We start from the raw sequence: 15,725 nt of genomic DNA, 5'->3' as shown, positions 1-15,725 counted from the left end.
ATCCCCACACTGGGCGTATTTCGTTCAAAACTGTTCGACTATTCTTAACACCGACGAGATCTATTAGCGCGATGAGAGTGACGAAAAGCGTCACCAATAATATTTTTACTCATTGATGCTATATCGCGGCTTGCGTAAAAAAGATAAGTTTAGATAAAGAAAAAGCCAGGCATAAGCCTGGCTTTTCTAAATGCACTACAAAAATAAATAACTTATTCTGCAGCTTCCTCAGCGTCTTGCTCTGGGCGATCTACGAGCTCGATGTAAGCCATAGGGGCTTTATCACCTGAGCGAACACCGCATTTCAAAATGCGAGTGTAACCGCCTGCACGTGAAGCAAAACGTGGGCCGAGTTCATTAAACAGTTTCGCTACTACTTCGTCGTTACGAGTGCGAGCGAACGCTACACGACGGTTAGCAACACTGTCGTTCTTAGCTAAGGTAATCAACGGTTCAATAACGCGACGCAGCTCTTTTGCCTTAGGCAAAGTTGTTTTGATAACTTCATGAGTTACCAGCGAGCTAGCCATGTTGCTGAACATCGCTTTACGATGGCTGCTGTTGCGATTGAGTTGACGACCACTCTTACGATGGCGCATGACCTAATCCTTCTAACTAAATAATCAGTAACTGATTAATCTTCAGCGATTGATGCTGGCGGCCAGTTTTCTAGGCGCATGCCTAGAGATAGACCACGTGATGCCAGCACGTCTTTAATCTCTGTCAAAGACTTCTTACCAAGGTTTGGTGTTTTAAGAAGCTCAACCTCAGTACGCTGTACCAGATCACCGATATAGTGAATCGCTTCTGCTTTCAAACAGTTTGCAGAGCGAACAGTTAGTTCAAGATCGTCTACAGGACGCAGTAGGATCGGATCGAACTCTGGCTTCTCTTCTTTCTCCTCAGGGACACGCACGTCGCGTAAATCAACAAACGCATCCAACTGTTCAGCTAGGATGGTTGCCGCACGGCGAATCGCTTCCTCAGGATCCAGTGTACCGTTAGTTTCCATATCGATGACTAACTTATCAAGGTCGGTACGCTGTTCAACACGTGCTGCTTCAACATTGTAAGCAATACGATCTACTGGGCTAAACGTTGCATCGACAAGTAGGCGACCAATGGGACGCTCGTCGTCTTCGCTATCGATACGCGCAGACGCTGGTACATAGCCACGACCACGTTCTACCTTGATACGCATGCTAATTTCCGCGTTTGCATCAGTCAGGTGGCAGATAACGTGTTCTGGGTTCGCAATCTCAACACCACCATCATGGGTGATGTCGCCTGCAACAACAGGGCCTGCACCAGACTTGGTCAGAGTAAGGATAACTTCATCTTTACCCTCAACCTTAACGGCTAGGCCTTTAAGGTTAAGTAGGATTTCCAGGATGTCTTCCTGAACCCCTTCTTTGGTGCTGTACTCGTGCAACACGCCGTCAATTTCTACTTCCGTCACCGCACAGCCTGGCATAGATGAAAGTAGGATACGACGTAGCGCATTCCCCAGAGTATGGCCAAAGCCACGCTCTAGAGGTTCAAGAGTTACTTTTGCGTGCGTCGAGCTAACTTGTTCAATATCAACCAGACGCGGCTTAAGAAATTCTGTTACAGAACCCTGCATTATGTCCTCTCTTTAGTTCAGCTTTACTTAGAGTAAAGCTCGACGATCAGGTGTTCGTTGATGTCAGCAGACAAATCAGAACGCTCTGGTAGGCGTTTGAATGTGCCTTCCATCTTCTTGCTGTCTACTTCGATCCAAGTTGGCAGTTCGCGCTGTGCCGCAACTTCTAGAGCTGCTTTGATGCGCGCCTGGTTCTTCGCCTTCTCGCGAATGCTAACCACGTCGTTTGCCGAAACCTTGAAAGAAGGTACGTTAACAACTTTGCCGTTAACTAGGATCGCTTTGTGGCTTACCAGCTGACGTGATTCGGCGCGAGTGGCACCAAAGCCCATGCGGTAAACTACGTTATCCAGACGACCTTCAAGAAGCTGAAGCAGGTTTTCACCTGTATTACCCTTGATGCGGGCAGCGTCTTTGTAGTAGTTACGGAACTGCTTTTCCATTACGCCGTAGATACGACGAACTTTTTGCTTCTCACGAAGCTGAACGCCATAGTCAGACAAACGGCCGCGACGCTGACCGTGAACGCCTGGGACGTTATCGATTTTACACTTGGTATCAATCGCGCGTACGCCTGACTTAAGGAACAAGTCAGTACCTTCGCGACGGCTAAGCTTCAGCTTAGGACCCAAATATCTTGCCATGATCTTTCTCCAATATTCTAAGAAACAGCGCTAGTGCGTATTAAACGCGGCGTTTCTTAGGTGGACGACAACCGTTATGCGGGATTGGCGTCGCATCGACAATGTTAGTGATGCGGAAGCCCGCAGCGTTCAGGGCACGAATAGTAGACTCGCGGCCTGGACCTGGACCTTTAACCATCACTTCGAGGTTTTTCAGGCCGTACTCTTTAGCCATTTCACCACAACGCTCAGCAGCAACCTGCGCAGCGTATGGAGTTGACTTACGAGAGCCACGGAAGCCTGAACCACCGGCAGTTGCCCATGCTAGAGCATTGCCTTGACGGTCAGAAATCGTCACGATTGTGTTATTGAAAGACGCATGAATGTGCGCGACGCCATCAGCGACTTGCTTGCGTACGCGTTTGCGTGCACGAGTTGCTTGTTTAGCCATAGTACTCACCTACCCCGATTATTTCTTGATCGGTTTGCGCGGACCCTTACGGGTACGAGCGTTGGTCTTCGTACGCTGGCCACGAAGTGGCAAGCTGCGACGATGACGCAAACCGCGGTAACAACCAAGGTCCATAAGACGCTTGATGTTCATGGAAATTTCACGACGTAGATCGCCTTCTACGGTGTATTTAGCCACACCGTCACGCAATTGCTCGATCTGTTCTTCTGATAGTTCACTGATCTTAGTGCTCTCAGCAATACCGACATCAGCTAGAATAGCTTGAGAGGTGGTTTTGCCGACACCGTAAATCGCAGTCAATGCGATTACAGCGTGCTTTTGATCAGGAATGTTAATGCCTGCTATACGGGCCACTATTCACTCCTAGTACTTTTCAAGTAGAACCGCTGCAGAGCCCGTCGAGGATACGCAGCGGCATAGCCACTTCTTTTGCACATACAAAAGGTGGGCTGGCTAATGTAGCCAGCCTGACCTCATTTTGCAAGAAAAATATTCTGCTATTAGCCTTGGCGTTGCTTGTGCTTTGGCTCACTGCAGATCACACGAACGGTACCGTTACGTTTGATCACTTTACAGTTACGGCAGATTTTCTTAACGGAAGCACGAACTTTCATTGCTAAACTCCGTAAATAGACAACCTATTAGCGGCCGTAGCCTTTTAGGTTGGCTTTTTTCAACACGGACTCATATTGTTGAGACATCAAATGAGTCTGAACTTGAGCCATAAAGTCCATGATTACGACTACTACGATAAGTAGTGATGTACCACCAAAGTAAAAGTGGACATCCCACGCAATCATCATGAACTCGGGGATCAGACAGATAAAGGTAATATACATGGCGCCCGCTAGGGTCAAACGTGTCATTACTTTATCAATGTATCTAGCAGTCTGCTCACCCGGGCGAATACCAGGTACGAACGCCCCTGACTTCTTCAAGTTATCTGCAGTTTCTCGCGGGTTAAATACCAACGCCGTATAGAAAAAGCAGAAGAAGATAATCGCTGCCGCATAAAGTATCACATACGCTGGTTGTCCCGGACTCAGTGCCAAAGACACATCGGTCAGCCAGCTTGTCTGATCACCCTTACCAAACCAGTTAGCAAGCGTGCCAGGGAACAGAATAATACTTGATGCAAAAATCGCAGGAATAACGCCTGCCATGTTGATCTTAAGAGGCAGATGCGTGCTTTGCGCTGCAAAAACACGACGACCTTGTTGCCGCTTAGCGTAGTTAACAACGATACGACGTTGACCACGCTCCATGAAGACCACAAAGTAGACGACAGCCAATACGATAACTGCGATACCTAGCAAGAGAAGCGGAGACATGTCGCCTTGACGCGCTTGCTCTATTGTCTGTCCAATTGCGGGTGGCAGACCCGCGACGATCCCGGTGAAAATAATCAACGAAATACCGTTACCAATGCCGCGCTCGGTAATTTGTTCACCTAACCACATCAAAAACATGGTACCGGTCACCAAACTAACTACCGCGGTAAAGTAAAACGCAGGACCTGGATTAATCACCAGACCCGGCATCATACTTGGTAACCCGGTCGCGATTCCAATTGCTTGGAACGTTGCCAACACCAGCGTGCCGTAGCGAGTGTACTGGTTTATCTTACGACGACCAGACTCACCCTCTTTTTTCAATTCCGCTAATGCGGGATGAACGACTGACAATAACTGAACAATAATCGACGCCGAAATATACGGCATAATGCCCAGTGCCAGTATCGAGGCACGCTCAAGGGCACCACCAGAGAACATGTTAACCAAGTCAATGATGGTCCCTTGTTGCTGTTCGAACAGATCGGCAAGTACAGCAGCGTCAATACCAGGAATGGGCACAAAAGAGCCGGCACGGAATACCAATAATGCCATTGCTACAAAAAGTAGGCGACTTTTCAGCTCCGCAACTCCGCCTTTTGCACTACTGAAGTTTTGTCCTGGTTGTTTTGCCATCTGTACCTCGTCCTCGAGCTAATTATTCCTCGATTTTACCGCCTGCAGCTTCGATTGCCGCTTTAGCGCCTTTAGTGACACGAACACCTTTAACGGTTACTGCACGAGCGATTTCGCCAGACAGTACGATTTTCGCCGTACGAGTGTCTTGTGCAACAACGTTTGCCGCTTTTAGCGACTCAAGGCTTACGACGTCACCATCAACTTTAGCCAGCTCGCCTAAACGAACCTCAGCTGAAGTCAGGCCTTTACGCGAAGTAAAACCGAATTTTGGCAGACGCTGTTTCAAAGGCATTTGACCGCCTTCGAAACCTGGGCGTACTGAACCACCTGAACGTGATTTCTGACCTTTGTGACCACGGCCACCGGTTTTACCCAGGCCTGAACCAATACCACGGCCTACACGCTTCGCAGAAGGCTTTGAGCCTGCAGCCGGAGATAGAGTATTCAAACGCATGTGATTACTCCTCCACTTTAACCATGTAGTTGACTTTATTGATCATACCGCGAATACACGGTGTATCTTCAAGTTCAACAGTGTGGTTGATGCGACGTAGGCCCAAGCCACGCAGGGTCGCTTTGTGTTTCGGCAAACGGCCGATAACGCTACGAGTCTGAGTTACTTTAATTGTCTTAGCCATGTCGATTACCCCAGAATTTCGTTAACAGGCATGCCACGTTTAGCAGCTACCATTTCTGGAGACTTCGTACCACCCAGGCCATCGATCGTTGCACGAACGATGTTGATTGGGTTGGTCGAACCGTATGCTTTCGCCAGAACGTTTTGGACGCCTGCTACTTCAAGCACGGCACGCATCGCACCACCTGCGATGATACCTGTACCATCTGATGCTGGCTGCATATACACTTTAGAACCAGTGTGGCGGCCTTTTACAGCATGGTGCAGGGTACCGTCGTTCAGCGCGATAGTAATCATGTTACGACGCGCCTTTTCCATTGATTTCTGGATCGCTGCTGGTACTTCACGGGCTTTACCGTAACCGAAACCAACGCGACCGTTACCATCACCTACCACTGTTAGTGCGGTGAAGGTAAAGATGCGACCACCTTTAACCGTCTTAGATACACGGTTTACAGCGATCAGCTTCTCATGCAAATCACTTTGTTGTTTATCGTTAGCCATCTTCCACCTACCTTAGAATTTCAGACCAGCTTCACGGGCAGCATCTGCCAGTGCAGCCACACGGCCGTGGTATTGGAAACCGGAACGGTCAAAAGCAACAGCTTCGATGCCTTTTTCCTTCGCTCGCTCAGCAATGATCTTACCCACGGCTGCAGCGGCGTCTTTGTTCCCGGTGCTCTTAACTTGTTCACGGATCGCTTTTTCTACGGTAGAAGCGGCGGCGATAACTTCCGCGCCATTACCAGCGATAACCTGTGCGTACACATGACGTGGAGTACGGTGTACCACCAGGCGAGTCGCACCCATTTCCGCGATCTTGCGTCGTGCTTTGGTCGCACGACGGATACGAGATGCTTTCTTATCCATAGTGTTACCTTACTTCTTCTTAGCTTCTTTAGTACGCACAGCTTCGTCAGCGTAACGAACACCTTTACCTTTGTAAGGCTCTGGCTTGCGGTATGCGCGGATTTCAGCAGCAACCTGGCCAACTGCTTGTTTATCAGCACCGCTGATAACAATTTCAGTTTGGCTTGGGCACTCTGCTTTTACACCCTCAGGCAGAACGTGTTCTACCGGGTGAGAGAAACCAAGTGTCAGGTTAAGTTTGTTACCGGCAATGTTTGCGCGATAACCAACACCTTTCAGGATCAGTTTCTTGGTAAAGCCTTCTGTTACACCAACAACCATGCTGTTGACCAGTGCGCGCGCTGTACCAGCATGAGCCCATGCTTTAGCGTGTTCCACACTTGGTGCGAAGGTAATGGTGTTTTCTTCTTGGTTTACTGCCACCATATCGTGAAGCGTGCGGCTAAGTTCGCCTTTGCTTCCTTTTACAGTGATGTCCTGACCGTCAAGTTTCACCTCTACGCCGGCAGGAACTACGACAGGTGCTTTTGCAACACGAGACATTTCCTACTCCTTATTACGCTACGTAGCAGATGATTTCACCGCCCAGACCCGCTTTGCGAGCTGCGCGATCGGTCATCAAACCTTTCGAAGTTGATACAACCGCAATACCAAGGCCACCCATCACTGAAGGCAACTCATCTTTCTTTTTGTAGATGCGCAGGCCCGGACGGCTAACTCGTTGGATTTGCTCGATAACTGGTTTAGATTCGAAGTATTTCAACGTCACTTCCAGTTCAGGCTTGGCGTCGCTATTTACTGCGACATCAGCCACGTAACCTTCTGCTTTTAGTAGCTCAGCAATTGCCACCTTTAGCTTTGACGAAGGCATTTTAACAGCAACTTTCTTTGCTGTCTGACCGTTGCGTAAGCGGGTCAGCATATCCGAAATCGGATCTTGCATGCTCATAAGTCTTTACTCCCGTGATTCAATTACCAGCTTGCCTTACGCAGACCCGGAATCTCGCCTTTCATGCAAGCTTCACGAACCTTGATTCGGCTTAGACCGAATTTGCGTAGGTAGCCATGTGGACGACCAGTCTGGTTACAGCGGTTACGCTGACGAGACTTCGCAGAATCACGCGGTAGCGACTGAAGCTTCAGGACTGCGTCCCAACGCTCTTCGTCTGACGTGTTGACACTTTTAATGGTCGCACGCAGGTTGGCACGCTTTTCAGCGTAGCGCGCTGCGAGCTTCGCACGTTTTACATCACGTGCTTTCATCGATTTTTTAGCCATAACAGTAACCCTTCACCTTACTTACGGAATGGGAAGTTAAAGGCAGCCAGCAGAGCTCGACCTTCCTCATCTGTACCTGCAGTAGTAGTGATAGTAATATCAAGACCACGGATACGATCGACTTTGTCATAGTCAATCTCAGGGAAGATGATTTGCTCGCGAACGCCCATGCTGTAGTTACCACGACCATCGAACGCTTTCGGGTTCAGGCCACGGAAATCACGGATACGAGGAACTGCGATCGCGATTAAGCGCTCGAAGAAGTCCCACATACGCTCGCCACGTAGGGTTACTTTACAACCAATTGGGTAGCCCTCACGGATCTTGAAGCCTGCGACTGACTTACGTGCTTTAGTGATGAGCGGCTTTTGACCAGAAATCGCGGTCATATCAGCAGCTGCATTTTCAAGCAGTTTTTTGTCGTTCAGAGCTTCGCCCACACCCATATTAAGGGTGATCTTCTCGATCCCTGGGACTTGCATGATGCTTTTGTAACCAAATTGCTTAGATAGCTCAGCTACAACTGTCTCTTTGTAGTAATCATGCAGTTTCGCCATTGTACTACTCCAGAATTACTTAATAGTTTCGCCATTCGACTTGAAAAAACGCACTTTTTTGCCGTCTTCAAATCGGAAGCCTACACGGTCACCTTTACCAGCTGCTGCGTTAAAGATAGCCACGTTAGAAACATCAATAGCGGCTTCTTGTTCAACAATGCCACCTTGAGTGCCCAGAGCCGGAACCGGCTTCTGGTGCTTCTTCACGAGGTTAATACCTTCAACGATAACTTTACCGGTTGGTAGAACCTTAGATACTTTACCTTTCTTGCCTTTATCTTTACCGGCAAGAACGATAACTTCGTCGTTACGACGGATTTTAGCTGCCATGAGATCGCTCCTTACAGAACTTCAGGCGCCAGAGACACAATTTTCATAAACTTCTCGTTACGAAGTTCACGTGTCACAGGGCCAAAGATACGTGTGCCGACTAGTTGCTCGTTCGTGTTGTTCAACAACACGCAAGCATTGCGGTCGAAGCGAATGACAGAGCCGTCTGGACGACGTACGCCTTTACGGGTGCGAACTACCACCGCCTTAAGCACATCACCTTTTTTCACTTTACCGCGAGGAATTGAATCCTTAACGGTAACTTTGATGATGTCGCCAACGTGGGCGTAACGACGGTGAGAGCCACCCAGAACCTTAATACACATTACACTGCGAGCGCCGGAGTTGTCGGCTGCGTCCAGCATACTTTGCATTTGGATCATTGTTAGTGCTCCGCTGTTATTACATCTAGACCCATCTCGGGTCGGGCTGCCTTTTTACAAGGGCGGCGAATAATAACACTATTTTGACCAGATGGGTAGATAAAAAATAAACGGCCCCCCGAATGAGAGCCGTTTGACTTAGTATTGTCTGAAAAATCGCTTAGATGCGTGATTTTTCAACAACGCGAACCAATGTCCAAGACTTACGCTTAGAAATTGGACGACACTCACGAACCTCAACAGTATCACCTTGGTTACACTGGTTAGATTCATCGTGTACATGTAGCTTACTCGTGCGCTTGATGTACTTACCGTAGATTGGGTGTTTCACAAAACGCTCGATAGCAACGACGATAGTTTTATCGCCTTTGTCGCTGATGACGCGACCTTGCTGAGTGCGGATGTTCTCGCTCATTATGCGTTAGCCTTCTCAGTCAGTACGGTTTTTACACGTGCGATATCGCGACGAACAGCTTTCAGAGTGTGAGTTTGCTGAAGTTGGCCTGTAGCCGCTTGCATGCGCAGGTTAAACTGCTCACGTAGCAGACCCATAAGCTCTTCATTCAGCTGCTCAACAGTCTTTTCACGTAGTTCTTGTGCTTTCATCACATCACCGCCTTAGTTACGAAAGTGGTTTTGATCGGTAGCTTACGTGAAGCTAATTCAAACGCTTCGCGAGCCAGTGATTCAGGAACACCATCCATTTCGTACAGGACTTTGCCTGGTTGGATTTGGGCAACCCAGTAATCAACTGAACCTTTACCCTTACCCATACGAACTTCCAACGGCTTACCAGTAATTGGTTTGTCGGGGAAGACACGAATCCAGATTTGGCCTTGACGTTTAATGTGACGAGTCATCGCACGACGAGCCGCCTCAATTTGACGCGCAGTGATACGACCGCGACCAACAGCTTTTAGGCCATAGGTACCGAAGCTTACGTCAGTACCGTGCGCCAGACCGCGGTTACGACCTTTAAAAGTCTTGCGGAACTTAGTACGTTTTGGTTGAAGCATCGATAGACTCCTTACTTACGGCCTTTACGCTGCTTCTTCGGCTTGTCAGCCTTTTGCTCTACTTCAGCCATTCCACCTAGGACTTCGCCTTTGAAGATCCAGGTTTTAATGCCGATAACACCGTACTGGGTGTGAGCAGAAGAAGTTGCGTAATCAATGTCAGCACGAAGCGTGTGCAATGGCACACGTCCTTCACGGTACCACTCGGTACGAGCGATTTCAGCGCCGCCAAGACGACCGCTTACTTCCACTTTGATACCTTTGGCACCTAGGCGCATAGCGTTTTGTACCGCGCGCTTCATGGCACGACGGAACATAACACGACGCTCTAGCTGTGATGCGATGCTGTCGCCAACAAGTTGCGCATCTAGCTCAGGTTTACGTACTTCAGCGATATTAATTTGCGCTGGTACACCGGCCAGTTTTGCAACGTGAGCGCGCAGTTTCTCAACATCTTCACCTTTTTTACCAATCACCACACCAGGGCGCGCAGTGTGAATAGTCACACGAACACTCTTAGCTGGACGCTCGATAACGATGCGAGATACTGACGCTTTTTTCAGTTCACTAGTTAGGAACTGACGTACCTTAAAGTCGCCGTCTAGGTTGTCAGCGAAATCTTGGTTATTAGCAAACCAAGTGGAATTCCAAGGCTTTACAATGCCCAGACGAATACCATTAGGATGTACTTTTTGACCCATTGCTTTATCTCCTCGTCTCTTAGCGGTCTGCTACAACAACAGTGATGTGGCTAGAACGCTTCAAGATGCGATCGGCACGGCCTTTTGCACGAGGCATAATACGCTTCATGATTGGGCCTTCATCAACGAAGACTTTGGCGACGCTTAAATCGTCGATATCCGCACCTTCGTTATGCTCGGCGTTTGCAATAGCAGATTCCAACACTTTCTTAACCAAGTCAGCAGCTTTTTTGTCGCTGAAAGTCAGTAGTTCCAGTGCCTGTGCTACGTCTTTACCGCGCACCTGATCCGCAACCAAACGTGCTTTTTGAGGCGAGATACGAGCAAAGCGATGTTTAGCAATAGCTTCCATTTCTTACCCCTTAACGCTTCTTAGCTTTCTTATCAGCAGCGTGGCCGCGATAAGTACGTGTTGGTGCAAACTCGCCGAGCTTGTGACCGATCATTTCTTCAGAAACGAAAACGGGTACGTGCTGACGACCATTATGGACAGCGATGGTCAATCCGATCATCTGTGGGATGATCATTGAACGACGGGACCAAGTCTTTAAAGGCTTCTTGTCACCGCTTTCCACCGCTTTCTCTACCTTCTTCAGCAAGTGCAGGTCAATAAAAGGACCTTTCTTGAGAGAACGTGGCATGGCTTATCCTCTGATAATAATTACTTGTTACGACGACGTACAATGTACTTGTCGGTACGTTTGTTCTTACGGGTTTTGAAGCCTTTCGTTGGCATACCCCAAGGTGTTACTGGATGACGGCCACCTGAGGTACGACCTTCACCACCACCATGTGGGTGATCAACCGGGTTCATTGCAACACCACGTACGCTTGGACGTGCGCCTTTCCAGCGCGCGGCACCGGCTTTACCCAGTTCGCGTAGCATGTGCTCTGAATTACCCACTTCACCAAGGGTCGCACGACCTTCAGCAAGAACCTTGCGCATTTCACCGCTGCGCAGGCGGAGTGTGACGTACGCGCCGTCACGAGCAACGATCTGTGCATAAGCACCCGCAGAACGAGCAAGTTGAGCACCTTTACCAGGTTTCAACTCGATGTTGTGGATAGTAGAACCCACTGGGATGTTACGCATTGGCAGGCTGTTACCCACCTTGATTGCTGCATCTGCACCAGATTGAATCTGATCACCGGCTTTTAGGCCTTTCGGTGCGATGATGTAACGACGTTCACCATCCGTATACAGTACAAGCGCGATGTTTGCACTACGGTTTGGATCATACTCTAGACGCTCAACTTTCGCTGGGATACCGTCTTTAGTACGTTTGAAGTCAATTACACGGTAATGATGCTTATGACCACCACCGATGTGACGCACTGTGATTCGACCGTTGTTATTGCGACCGCCTGACTTAGAGTTTTTCTCTAGCAGTGGTGCATATGGTTTACCTTTATAAAGATCATGGTTAACCACTTTAACAAGGTGACGACGACCCGGTGAAGTCGGCTTACATTTCATAATAGCCATTTGCTTTTACTCCTCCGTCTTACTCAGCGCCGCCAACGAAGTCGATGTCCTGACCTTCTTTCAAGGCAACATACGCTTTTTTCCAGTCGCTACGACGGCCTTCACGCATACCTTGACGTTTGGTCTTACCCTTAACGAGAAGGGTACGAACAGACTTCACTTCAACTTCGAACAGTTTTTCAACTGCCGCTTTGATCTCTTTTTTCGTTGCTTCTTTAGCTACTTTAAACACAACAGTGTTGTTGTTTTCAGCGGCCATCGTCGCTTTTTCAGAGATGTGCGGAGCACGCAGAACTTTTAGGATACGCTCTTCAGTGATCATGCCAGCATCTCCTCAACTTGTTTAACTGCATCTGCAGTCATCACGACTTTGTCGAAAGCGATCAAGCTAACTGGGTCGATGGTATCTGCATCGCGTACGTCAACCTTATACAGGTTACGTGCCGCAAGGAACAGGTTCTCATCAACTTCGGCAGTGACGATCAGAACGTCGCTTAGCTCAAGCTCTTTCAGCTTAGCGACAAGCTCTTTAGTTTTTGGTGCTTCAACAGAGAAGTTATCAACCACGATTAAACGCTCTTGACGAACTAGCTCTGATAGGATGCTCTTAAGAGCACCGCGGTACATCTTTTTGTTTACTTTCTGGCTATGGTCCTGAGGACGAGCTGCGAAAGTGACACCACCGCTGCGCCAAATTGGGCTGCGGATTGTACCTGCACGGGCGCGACCAGTACCCTTCTGACGCCATGGCTTAGCACCGCCACCAGATACGTCTGAACGAGTTTTCTGAGCGCGAGTACCTTGACGGGCACCAGCTGCGTATGCAACGACTACCTGGTGTACCAGGGATTCGTTGAATTCACGCCCGAAGGTAGTTTCGGAAACAGTTAGCGCGTCGGCGCCTTTGACTACCAATTCCATTACTATCTCCTCGACGTTACGCTTTAACGGCTGGTTTAACGATCACGTTGCCACCTGTCGCACCTGGGACTGCACCTTTAATAAGAAGCAGATTGCGCTCAGCGTCAACACGTACGATCTCTAGGTTTTGAGTCGTTACACGCTCAGCACCCATATGACCTGCCATTTTTTTGCCTTTGAATACGCGACCTGGAGTCTGACATTGACCGATAGAACCAGGAGCACGGTGAGACAAAGAGTTACCGTGGCTCATATCTTGAGTACGGAAGTTCCAACGCTTAACGCCGCCTTGGAAGCCCTTACCCTTCGACGTGCCAGTAACGTCTACTTTTTTGATTTCGTTAAACAGTTCTACGTTTAGCTCAGCGCCAACTTCGTACTGTTCATCATTTTCCAAACGGAATTCCCACAAACCGCGGCCTGCTTCAACACCTGCTTTCGCAAAGTGACCAGCTTGTGCCTTGTTTACACGGCTTGCTTTCTTTTCGCCTGTAGTGATTTGAATTGCTGCATACCCGTCAACTTCAGGTTTACGTACCTGAGCAACACGGTTTGCTTCAACTTCAACTACGGTAACCGGGATAGAAACGCCATCTTCGTTGAAGATACGAGTCATACCGACTTTACGACCGACTAGACCAATCATTATCTACTCCCCCTTAACCCAGGCTGATTTGAACATCAACGCCCGCAGCAAGGTCAAGACGCATCAAAGCGTCAACAGTTTTGTCTGTTGGCTCAACGATGTCGATCAGACGTTTGTGAGTACGAATTTCGTACTGGTCACGTGCGTCTTTGTTTACGTGCGGAGAAATAAGAACGGTGAAGCGCTCTTTACGAGTAGGCAAAGGGATAGGTCCCTTAACCTGTGCGCCAGTGCGCTTAGCGGTTTCAACGATTTCCGCTGTAGACTGATCGATCAAACGATGATCGAACGCCTTTAGGCGGATACGGATACGTTGGTTCTGCATGAGACAGAGCTCCAAATTCTAAAATATTTACACAAACAATATCGCCATTCCTTCTCACTAAGGCGAGGGAATGCCGATTAATTTATGTGAAACCGTAGTGCCAAAATTAGGCACATTGTCAGCCATTATTCTATGACTGCGAACATAAGCGGAGTATACATTAAACGAACAGTTTACTGTTCCATTCCTCGATGCTCATTGGTTCACAACTGCGTCGGAAGTCGCAATGACTTAAGCAGTGACGGGCATTATACCGATACGCAATGGCTTTGCAAGCGTTGGTCAAAAACACGCCATAAAAAAACGCGCCTCTCTGGCACGTTTTTCATCATCAAGGCGGGATGACTGTTTTAACCTAACCTTTTTCGCTGGCATCTTCGATGATCTGAGCTTGATTATAGTTGGCGATGCCGACCTTATCAATTAAGCCAATCTGAGTCTCTAACCAATCGATATGCTCTTCTTCGTCATCAAGAATGTATTGAAACAGATCACGAGAGACAAAATCTCTGATGCTCTCTGTGTAAGCAATGGCCTCTTTTAAATCCTCATGGGCTTGCATTTCAATAGCCAAATCACATTCAAAGATTTCTTGCGTATCTTCACCAATTCTCAGTTTGCCAAGATCTTGGAGGTTCGGGGTGCCCTCAAGAAATAATATTCTTTCAATCAGCTTGTCGGCATGCTTCATCTCATCGATCGACTCTTCATATTCTTTATCCGCGATGACTTTTAACCCCCAGTCTTTAAGCATGCGCGCATGAAGAAAGTACTGATTAATAGCAACAAGTTCATTGCCCAGTACCGTGTTGAGAAACGCTATAGATTTTGGATCGCCTTTCATGGCAATAGCCTCCTTATGGGTTCTACTTTACAAATGTAGAACCCATAAGGAGGCTGTCAAATATTGACCGCTTATTAGCTCGCTTTTTGCAATGTGATCAGCTGACTCTCGTCATATATAACCTCTTTAGCGTGGCGCACACATTTACCACATTGAGATCCAAGAGGCGTCAGTTGACGAAGTTCGCGAATACTGGTGACGCCTTGGTGGCGCACCCAATGCTTAATGGTTTTATCTGATACGCTATGACAAATACAAACTAACATCTCAGTCATCTCAAAAAATGAACTATAACGAGAATAGTTTGCATTGCGTTTAAGGTAAAGGGTTTTTATATAACGCTTAGTTATTGATGAAAGACTTATTTATATCTATATCGGGCGATTAAAGAGGAAAAAAAGGGAGCGCAATGCGCTCCCTTTTATTGATAAGACTAGATGTCTATCAAATTAAGCTAGGATGTTAGCAACAACACCCGCGCCTACAGTACGGCCACCTTCACGGATAGCGAAACGTAGGCCTTCGTCCATCGCGATAGGTGCGATCAGCTCAACAACCATCTTGATGTTGTCACCAGGCATAACCATCTCAACGCCTTCTGGCAGTTCGATAGTACCGGTCACGTCAGTTGTACGGAAGTAGAACTGTGGACGATAACCTTTGAAGAATGGCGTATGACGGCCGCCTTCGTCTTTACCTAGTACGTATACTTCTGATTCGAACTTGGTGTGCGGGGTGATTGAACCAGGCTTCGCCAGTACTTGACCACGCTCAACTTCGTCACGCTTAGTACCACGCAGAAGAACACCAACGTTCTCACCCGCACGGCCTTCGTCTAGAAGCTTACGGAACATTTCAACACCAGTACAAGTGGTCTTGGTGGTGTCTTTCATGCCTACGATTTCAACGTCGTCACCTACGGTGATGATGCCTTGCTCAACACGACCGGTTACAACAGTACCACGGCCTTGGATTGAGAATACGTCTTCGATTGGCAGGATGAACGGCTTGTCGATCGCACGCTCTGGCTCAGGGATGTAAG

At 48.2% G+C, this 15,725-nt stretch carries 31 protein-coding genes; all 31 read right to left on the bottom strand.

The genetic code is table 11. From position 1 onward, the window contains the following. Positions 1–212: 212 nt before the first annotated feature. Positions 213–599 carry a 50S ribosomal protein L17 gene (gene rplQ, locus BZG80_RS14515; protein WP_021024489.1) on the bottom strand — a complete coding sequence of 129 codons (387 nt, stop codon included), beginning with the start codon at positions 597–599 and terminating at the stop codon, positions 213–215. A 35-nt stretch (positions 600–634) separates the two neighbouring features. Further along, a complete protein-coding gene (locus BZG80_RS14510; RefSeq protein ID WP_077461926.1) occupies positions 635–1,624 on the bottom strand; it encodes a DNA-directed RNA polymerase subunit alpha in 990 nt (329 codons plus the stop codon). A 23-nt stretch (positions 1,625–1,647) separates the two neighbouring features. Then, positions 1,648–2,268: a 30S ribosomal protein S4 gene (rpsD, locus tag BZG80_RS14505; protein WP_077647590.1), complete on the bottom strand. Its 621-nt coding sequence runs from the start codon at positions 2,266–2,268 to the stop codon at positions 1,648–1,650. A 40-nt stretch (positions 2,269–2,308) separates the two neighbouring features. Next, positions 2,309–2,698, bottom strand: coding sequence for a 30S ribosomal protein S11 (gene rpsK, locus BZG80_RS14500; protein WP_021024486.1), 390 nt, complete (start codon positions 2,696–2,698; stop codon positions 2,309–2,311). Between the two features lie 18 nt (positions 2,699–2,716). Continuing rightward, on the bottom strand, positions 2,717–3,073 hold the full coding sequence (gene rpsM, locus BZG80_RS14495) for a 30S ribosomal protein S13 (RefSeq protein ID WP_077679670.1): 357 nt from the start codon (positions 3,071–3,073) through the stop codon (positions 2,717–2,719). 146 nt (positions 3,074–3,219) lie between these two features. Next, positions 3,220–3,333: a 50S ribosomal protein L36 gene (gene rpmJ / locus BZG80_RS14490; RefSeq protein ID WP_021024484.1), complete on the bottom strand. Its 114-nt coding sequence runs from the start codon at positions 3,331–3,333 to the stop codon at positions 3,220–3,222. 27 nt (positions 3,334–3,360) lie between these two features. Then, positions 3,361–4,686 (bottom strand): preprotein translocase subunit SecY, encoded by a 1,326-nt coding sequence (gene secY / locus BZG80_RS14485; protein WP_025674307.1) that lies wholly within the window; start codon positions 4,684–4,686, stop codon positions 3,361–3,363. Positions 4,687–4,708: 22 nt separating this feature from the next. After that, complete coding sequence (rplO, locus tag BZG80_RS14480) at positions 4,709–5,143, bottom strand: 50S ribosomal protein L15 (RefSeq protein WP_021024482.1); 435 nt, start codon at positions 5,141–5,143, stop codon at positions 4,709–4,711. 4 nt (positions 5,144–5,147) lie between these two features. Beyond that, positions 5,148–5,327 (bottom strand): 50S ribosomal protein L30, encoded by a 180-nt coding sequence (gene rpmD, locus BZG80_RS14475; RefSeq protein ID WP_021024481.1) that lies wholly within the window; start codon positions 5,325–5,327, stop codon positions 5,148–5,150. A 5-nt stretch (positions 5,328–5,332) separates the two neighbouring features. Further along, a complete protein-coding gene (rpsE, locus tag BZG80_RS14470; protein ID WP_021024480.1) occupies positions 5,333–5,830 on the bottom strand; it encodes a 30S ribosomal protein S5 in 498 nt (165 codons plus the stop codon). 12 nt (positions 5,831–5,842) lie between these two features. Then, complete coding sequence (rplR, locus tag BZG80_RS14465) at positions 5,843–6,196, bottom strand: 50S ribosomal protein L18 (RefSeq protein ID WP_021024479.1); 354 nt, start codon at positions 6,194–6,196, stop codon at positions 5,843–5,845. A gap of 9 nt (positions 6,197–6,205) precedes the next feature. After that, on the bottom strand, positions 6,206–6,739 hold the full coding sequence (gene rplF, locus BZG80_RS14460; RefSeq protein WP_021024478.1) for a 50S ribosomal protein L6: 534 nt from the start codon (positions 6,737–6,739) through the stop codon (positions 6,206–6,208). A gap of 13 nt (positions 6,740–6,752) precedes the next feature. After that, the gene (rpsH, locus tag BZG80_RS14455; protein WP_069362266.1) at positions 6,753–7,145 is read right to left on the bottom strand and encodes a 30S ribosomal protein S8; all 393 of its coding nucleotides are present in this window, start codon (positions 7,143–7,145) and stop codon (positions 6,753–6,755) included. A 23-nt stretch (positions 7,146–7,168) separates the two neighbouring features. Continuing rightward, positions 7,169–7,474, bottom strand: a complete 306-nt coding sequence (gene rpsN / locus BZG80_RS14450; protein ID WP_021024476.1) for a 30S ribosomal protein S14 — start codon at positions 7,472–7,474, stop codon at positions 7,169–7,171. A 17-nt stretch (positions 7,475–7,491) separates the two neighbouring features. Beyond that, positions 7,492–8,031, bottom strand: coding sequence for a 50S ribosomal protein L5 (rplE, locus tag BZG80_RS14445; RefSeq protein ID WP_021024475.1), 540 nt, complete (start codon positions 8,029–8,031; stop codon positions 7,492–7,494). A gap of 15 nt (positions 8,032–8,046) precedes the next feature. Further along, entirely contained in the window at positions 8,047–8,361 is a 315-nt protein-coding gene (gene rplX, locus BZG80_RS14440) for a 50S ribosomal protein L24 (RefSeq protein WP_021024474.1), read from the bottom strand. 11 nt (positions 8,362–8,372) lie between these two features. Continuing rightward, entirely contained in the window at positions 8,373–8,744 is a 372-nt protein-coding gene (gene rplN, locus BZG80_RS14435) for a 50S ribosomal protein L14 (RefSeq protein ID WP_021024473.1), read from the bottom strand. Positions 8,745–8,904: 160 nt separating this feature from the next. Beyond that, the gene (gene rpsQ / locus BZG80_RS14430; protein ID WP_021024472.1) at positions 8,905–9,159 is read right to left on the bottom strand and encodes a 30S ribosomal protein S17; all 255 of its coding nucleotides are present in this window, start codon (positions 9,157–9,159) and stop codon (positions 8,905–8,907) included. Beyond that, positions 9,159–9,350: a 50S ribosomal protein L29 gene (gene rpmC / locus BZG80_RS14425; RefSeq protein WP_021024471.1), complete on the bottom strand. Its 192-nt coding sequence runs from the start codon at positions 9,348–9,350 to the stop codon at positions 9,159–9,161. The genes rpsQ and rpmC overlap by 1 nt, the downstream gene beginning before the upstream one ends. Then, entirely contained in the window at positions 9,350–9,760 is a 411-nt protein-coding gene (gene rplP / locus BZG80_RS14420; protein ID WP_021024470.1) for a 50S ribosomal protein L16, read from the bottom strand. The genes rpmC and rplP overlap by 1 nt, the downstream gene beginning before the upstream one ends. An 11-nt stretch (positions 9,761–9,771) precedes the next feature. Next, positions 9,772–10,461 (bottom strand): 30S ribosomal protein S3, encoded by a 690-nt coding sequence (rpsC, locus tag BZG80_RS14415; protein ID WP_021024469.1) that lies wholly within the window; start codon positions 10,459–10,461, stop codon positions 9,772–9,774. Positions 10,462–10,480: 19 nt separating this feature from the next. After that, the gene (gene rplV, locus BZG80_RS14410) at positions 10,481–10,813 is read right to left on the bottom strand and encodes a 50S ribosomal protein L22 (RefSeq protein WP_021024468.1); all 333 of its coding nucleotides are present in this window, start codon (positions 10,811–10,813) and stop codon (positions 10,481–10,483) included. A 10-nt stretch (positions 10,814–10,823) separates the two neighbouring features. After that, entirely contained in the window at positions 10,824–11,102 is a 279-nt protein-coding gene (gene rpsS / locus BZG80_RS14405; RefSeq protein WP_021024467.1) for a 30S ribosomal protein S19, read from the bottom strand. A 20-nt stretch (positions 11,103–11,122) separates the two neighbouring features. Then, the gene (gene rplB, locus BZG80_RS14400) at positions 11,123–11,947 is read right to left on the bottom strand and encodes a 50S ribosomal protein L2 (RefSeq protein WP_021024466.1); all 825 of its coding nucleotides are present in this window, start codon (positions 11,945–11,947) and stop codon (positions 11,123–11,125) included. Between the two features lie 19 nt (positions 11,948–11,966). Then, positions 11,967–12,269, bottom strand: coding sequence for a 50S ribosomal protein L23 (gene rplW / locus BZG80_RS14395; protein WP_021024465.1), 303 nt, complete (start codon positions 12,267–12,269; stop codon positions 11,967–11,969). Beyond that, positions 12,266–12,868, bottom strand: a complete 603-nt coding sequence (gene rplD / locus BZG80_RS14390) for a 50S ribosomal protein L4 (RefSeq protein WP_021024464.1) — start codon at positions 12,866–12,868, stop codon at positions 12,266–12,268. The genes rplW and rplD overlap by 4 nt, the downstream gene beginning before the upstream one ends. Positions 12,869–12,884: 16 nt before the next feature. Beyond that, the gene (gene rplC, locus BZG80_RS14385; protein ID WP_021024463.1) at positions 12,885–13,514 is read right to left on the bottom strand and encodes a 50S ribosomal protein L3; all 630 of its coding nucleotides are present in this window, start codon (positions 13,512–13,514) and stop codon (positions 12,885–12,887) included. A 13-nt stretch (positions 13,515–13,527) separates the two neighbouring features. Then, positions 13,528–13,839, bottom strand: a complete 312-nt coding sequence (gene rpsJ, locus BZG80_RS14380) for a 30S ribosomal protein S10 (protein ID WP_002541412.1) — start codon at positions 13,837–13,839, stop codon at positions 13,528–13,530. A gap of 355 nt (positions 13,840–14,194) precedes the next feature. After that, entirely contained in the window at positions 14,195–14,683 is a 489-nt protein-coding gene (bfr, locus tag BZG80_RS14375) for a bacterioferritin (protein WP_021024462.1), read from the bottom strand. Positions 14,684–14,757: 74 nt separating this feature from the next. Then, on the bottom strand, positions 14,758–14,949 hold the full coding sequence (gene bfd / locus BZG80_RS14370) for a bacterioferritin-associated ferredoxin (RefSeq protein WP_077679669.1): 192 nt from the start codon (positions 14,947–14,949) through the stop codon (positions 14,758–14,760). A 183-nt stretch (positions 14,950–15,132) separates the two neighbouring features. Then, positions 15,133–15,725 (bottom strand): EF-Tu C-terminal domain-related protein (locus tag BZG80_RS14365; RefSeq protein ID WP_241833917.1); only part of this gene is annotated, 593 nt, incomplete at its 5' end.

It is taken from the genome of Salinivibrio sp. MA440 (genome assembly GCF_001996265.1).
Taxonomy (GTDB): domain Bacteria; phylum Pseudomonadota; class Gammaproteobacteria; order Enterobacterales; family Vibrionaceae; genus Salinivibrio; species Salinivibrio costicola.
Note: the sequence above shows the minus strand (reverse complement) of the source record. Positions and strands in the feature narration are given on the sequence as shown.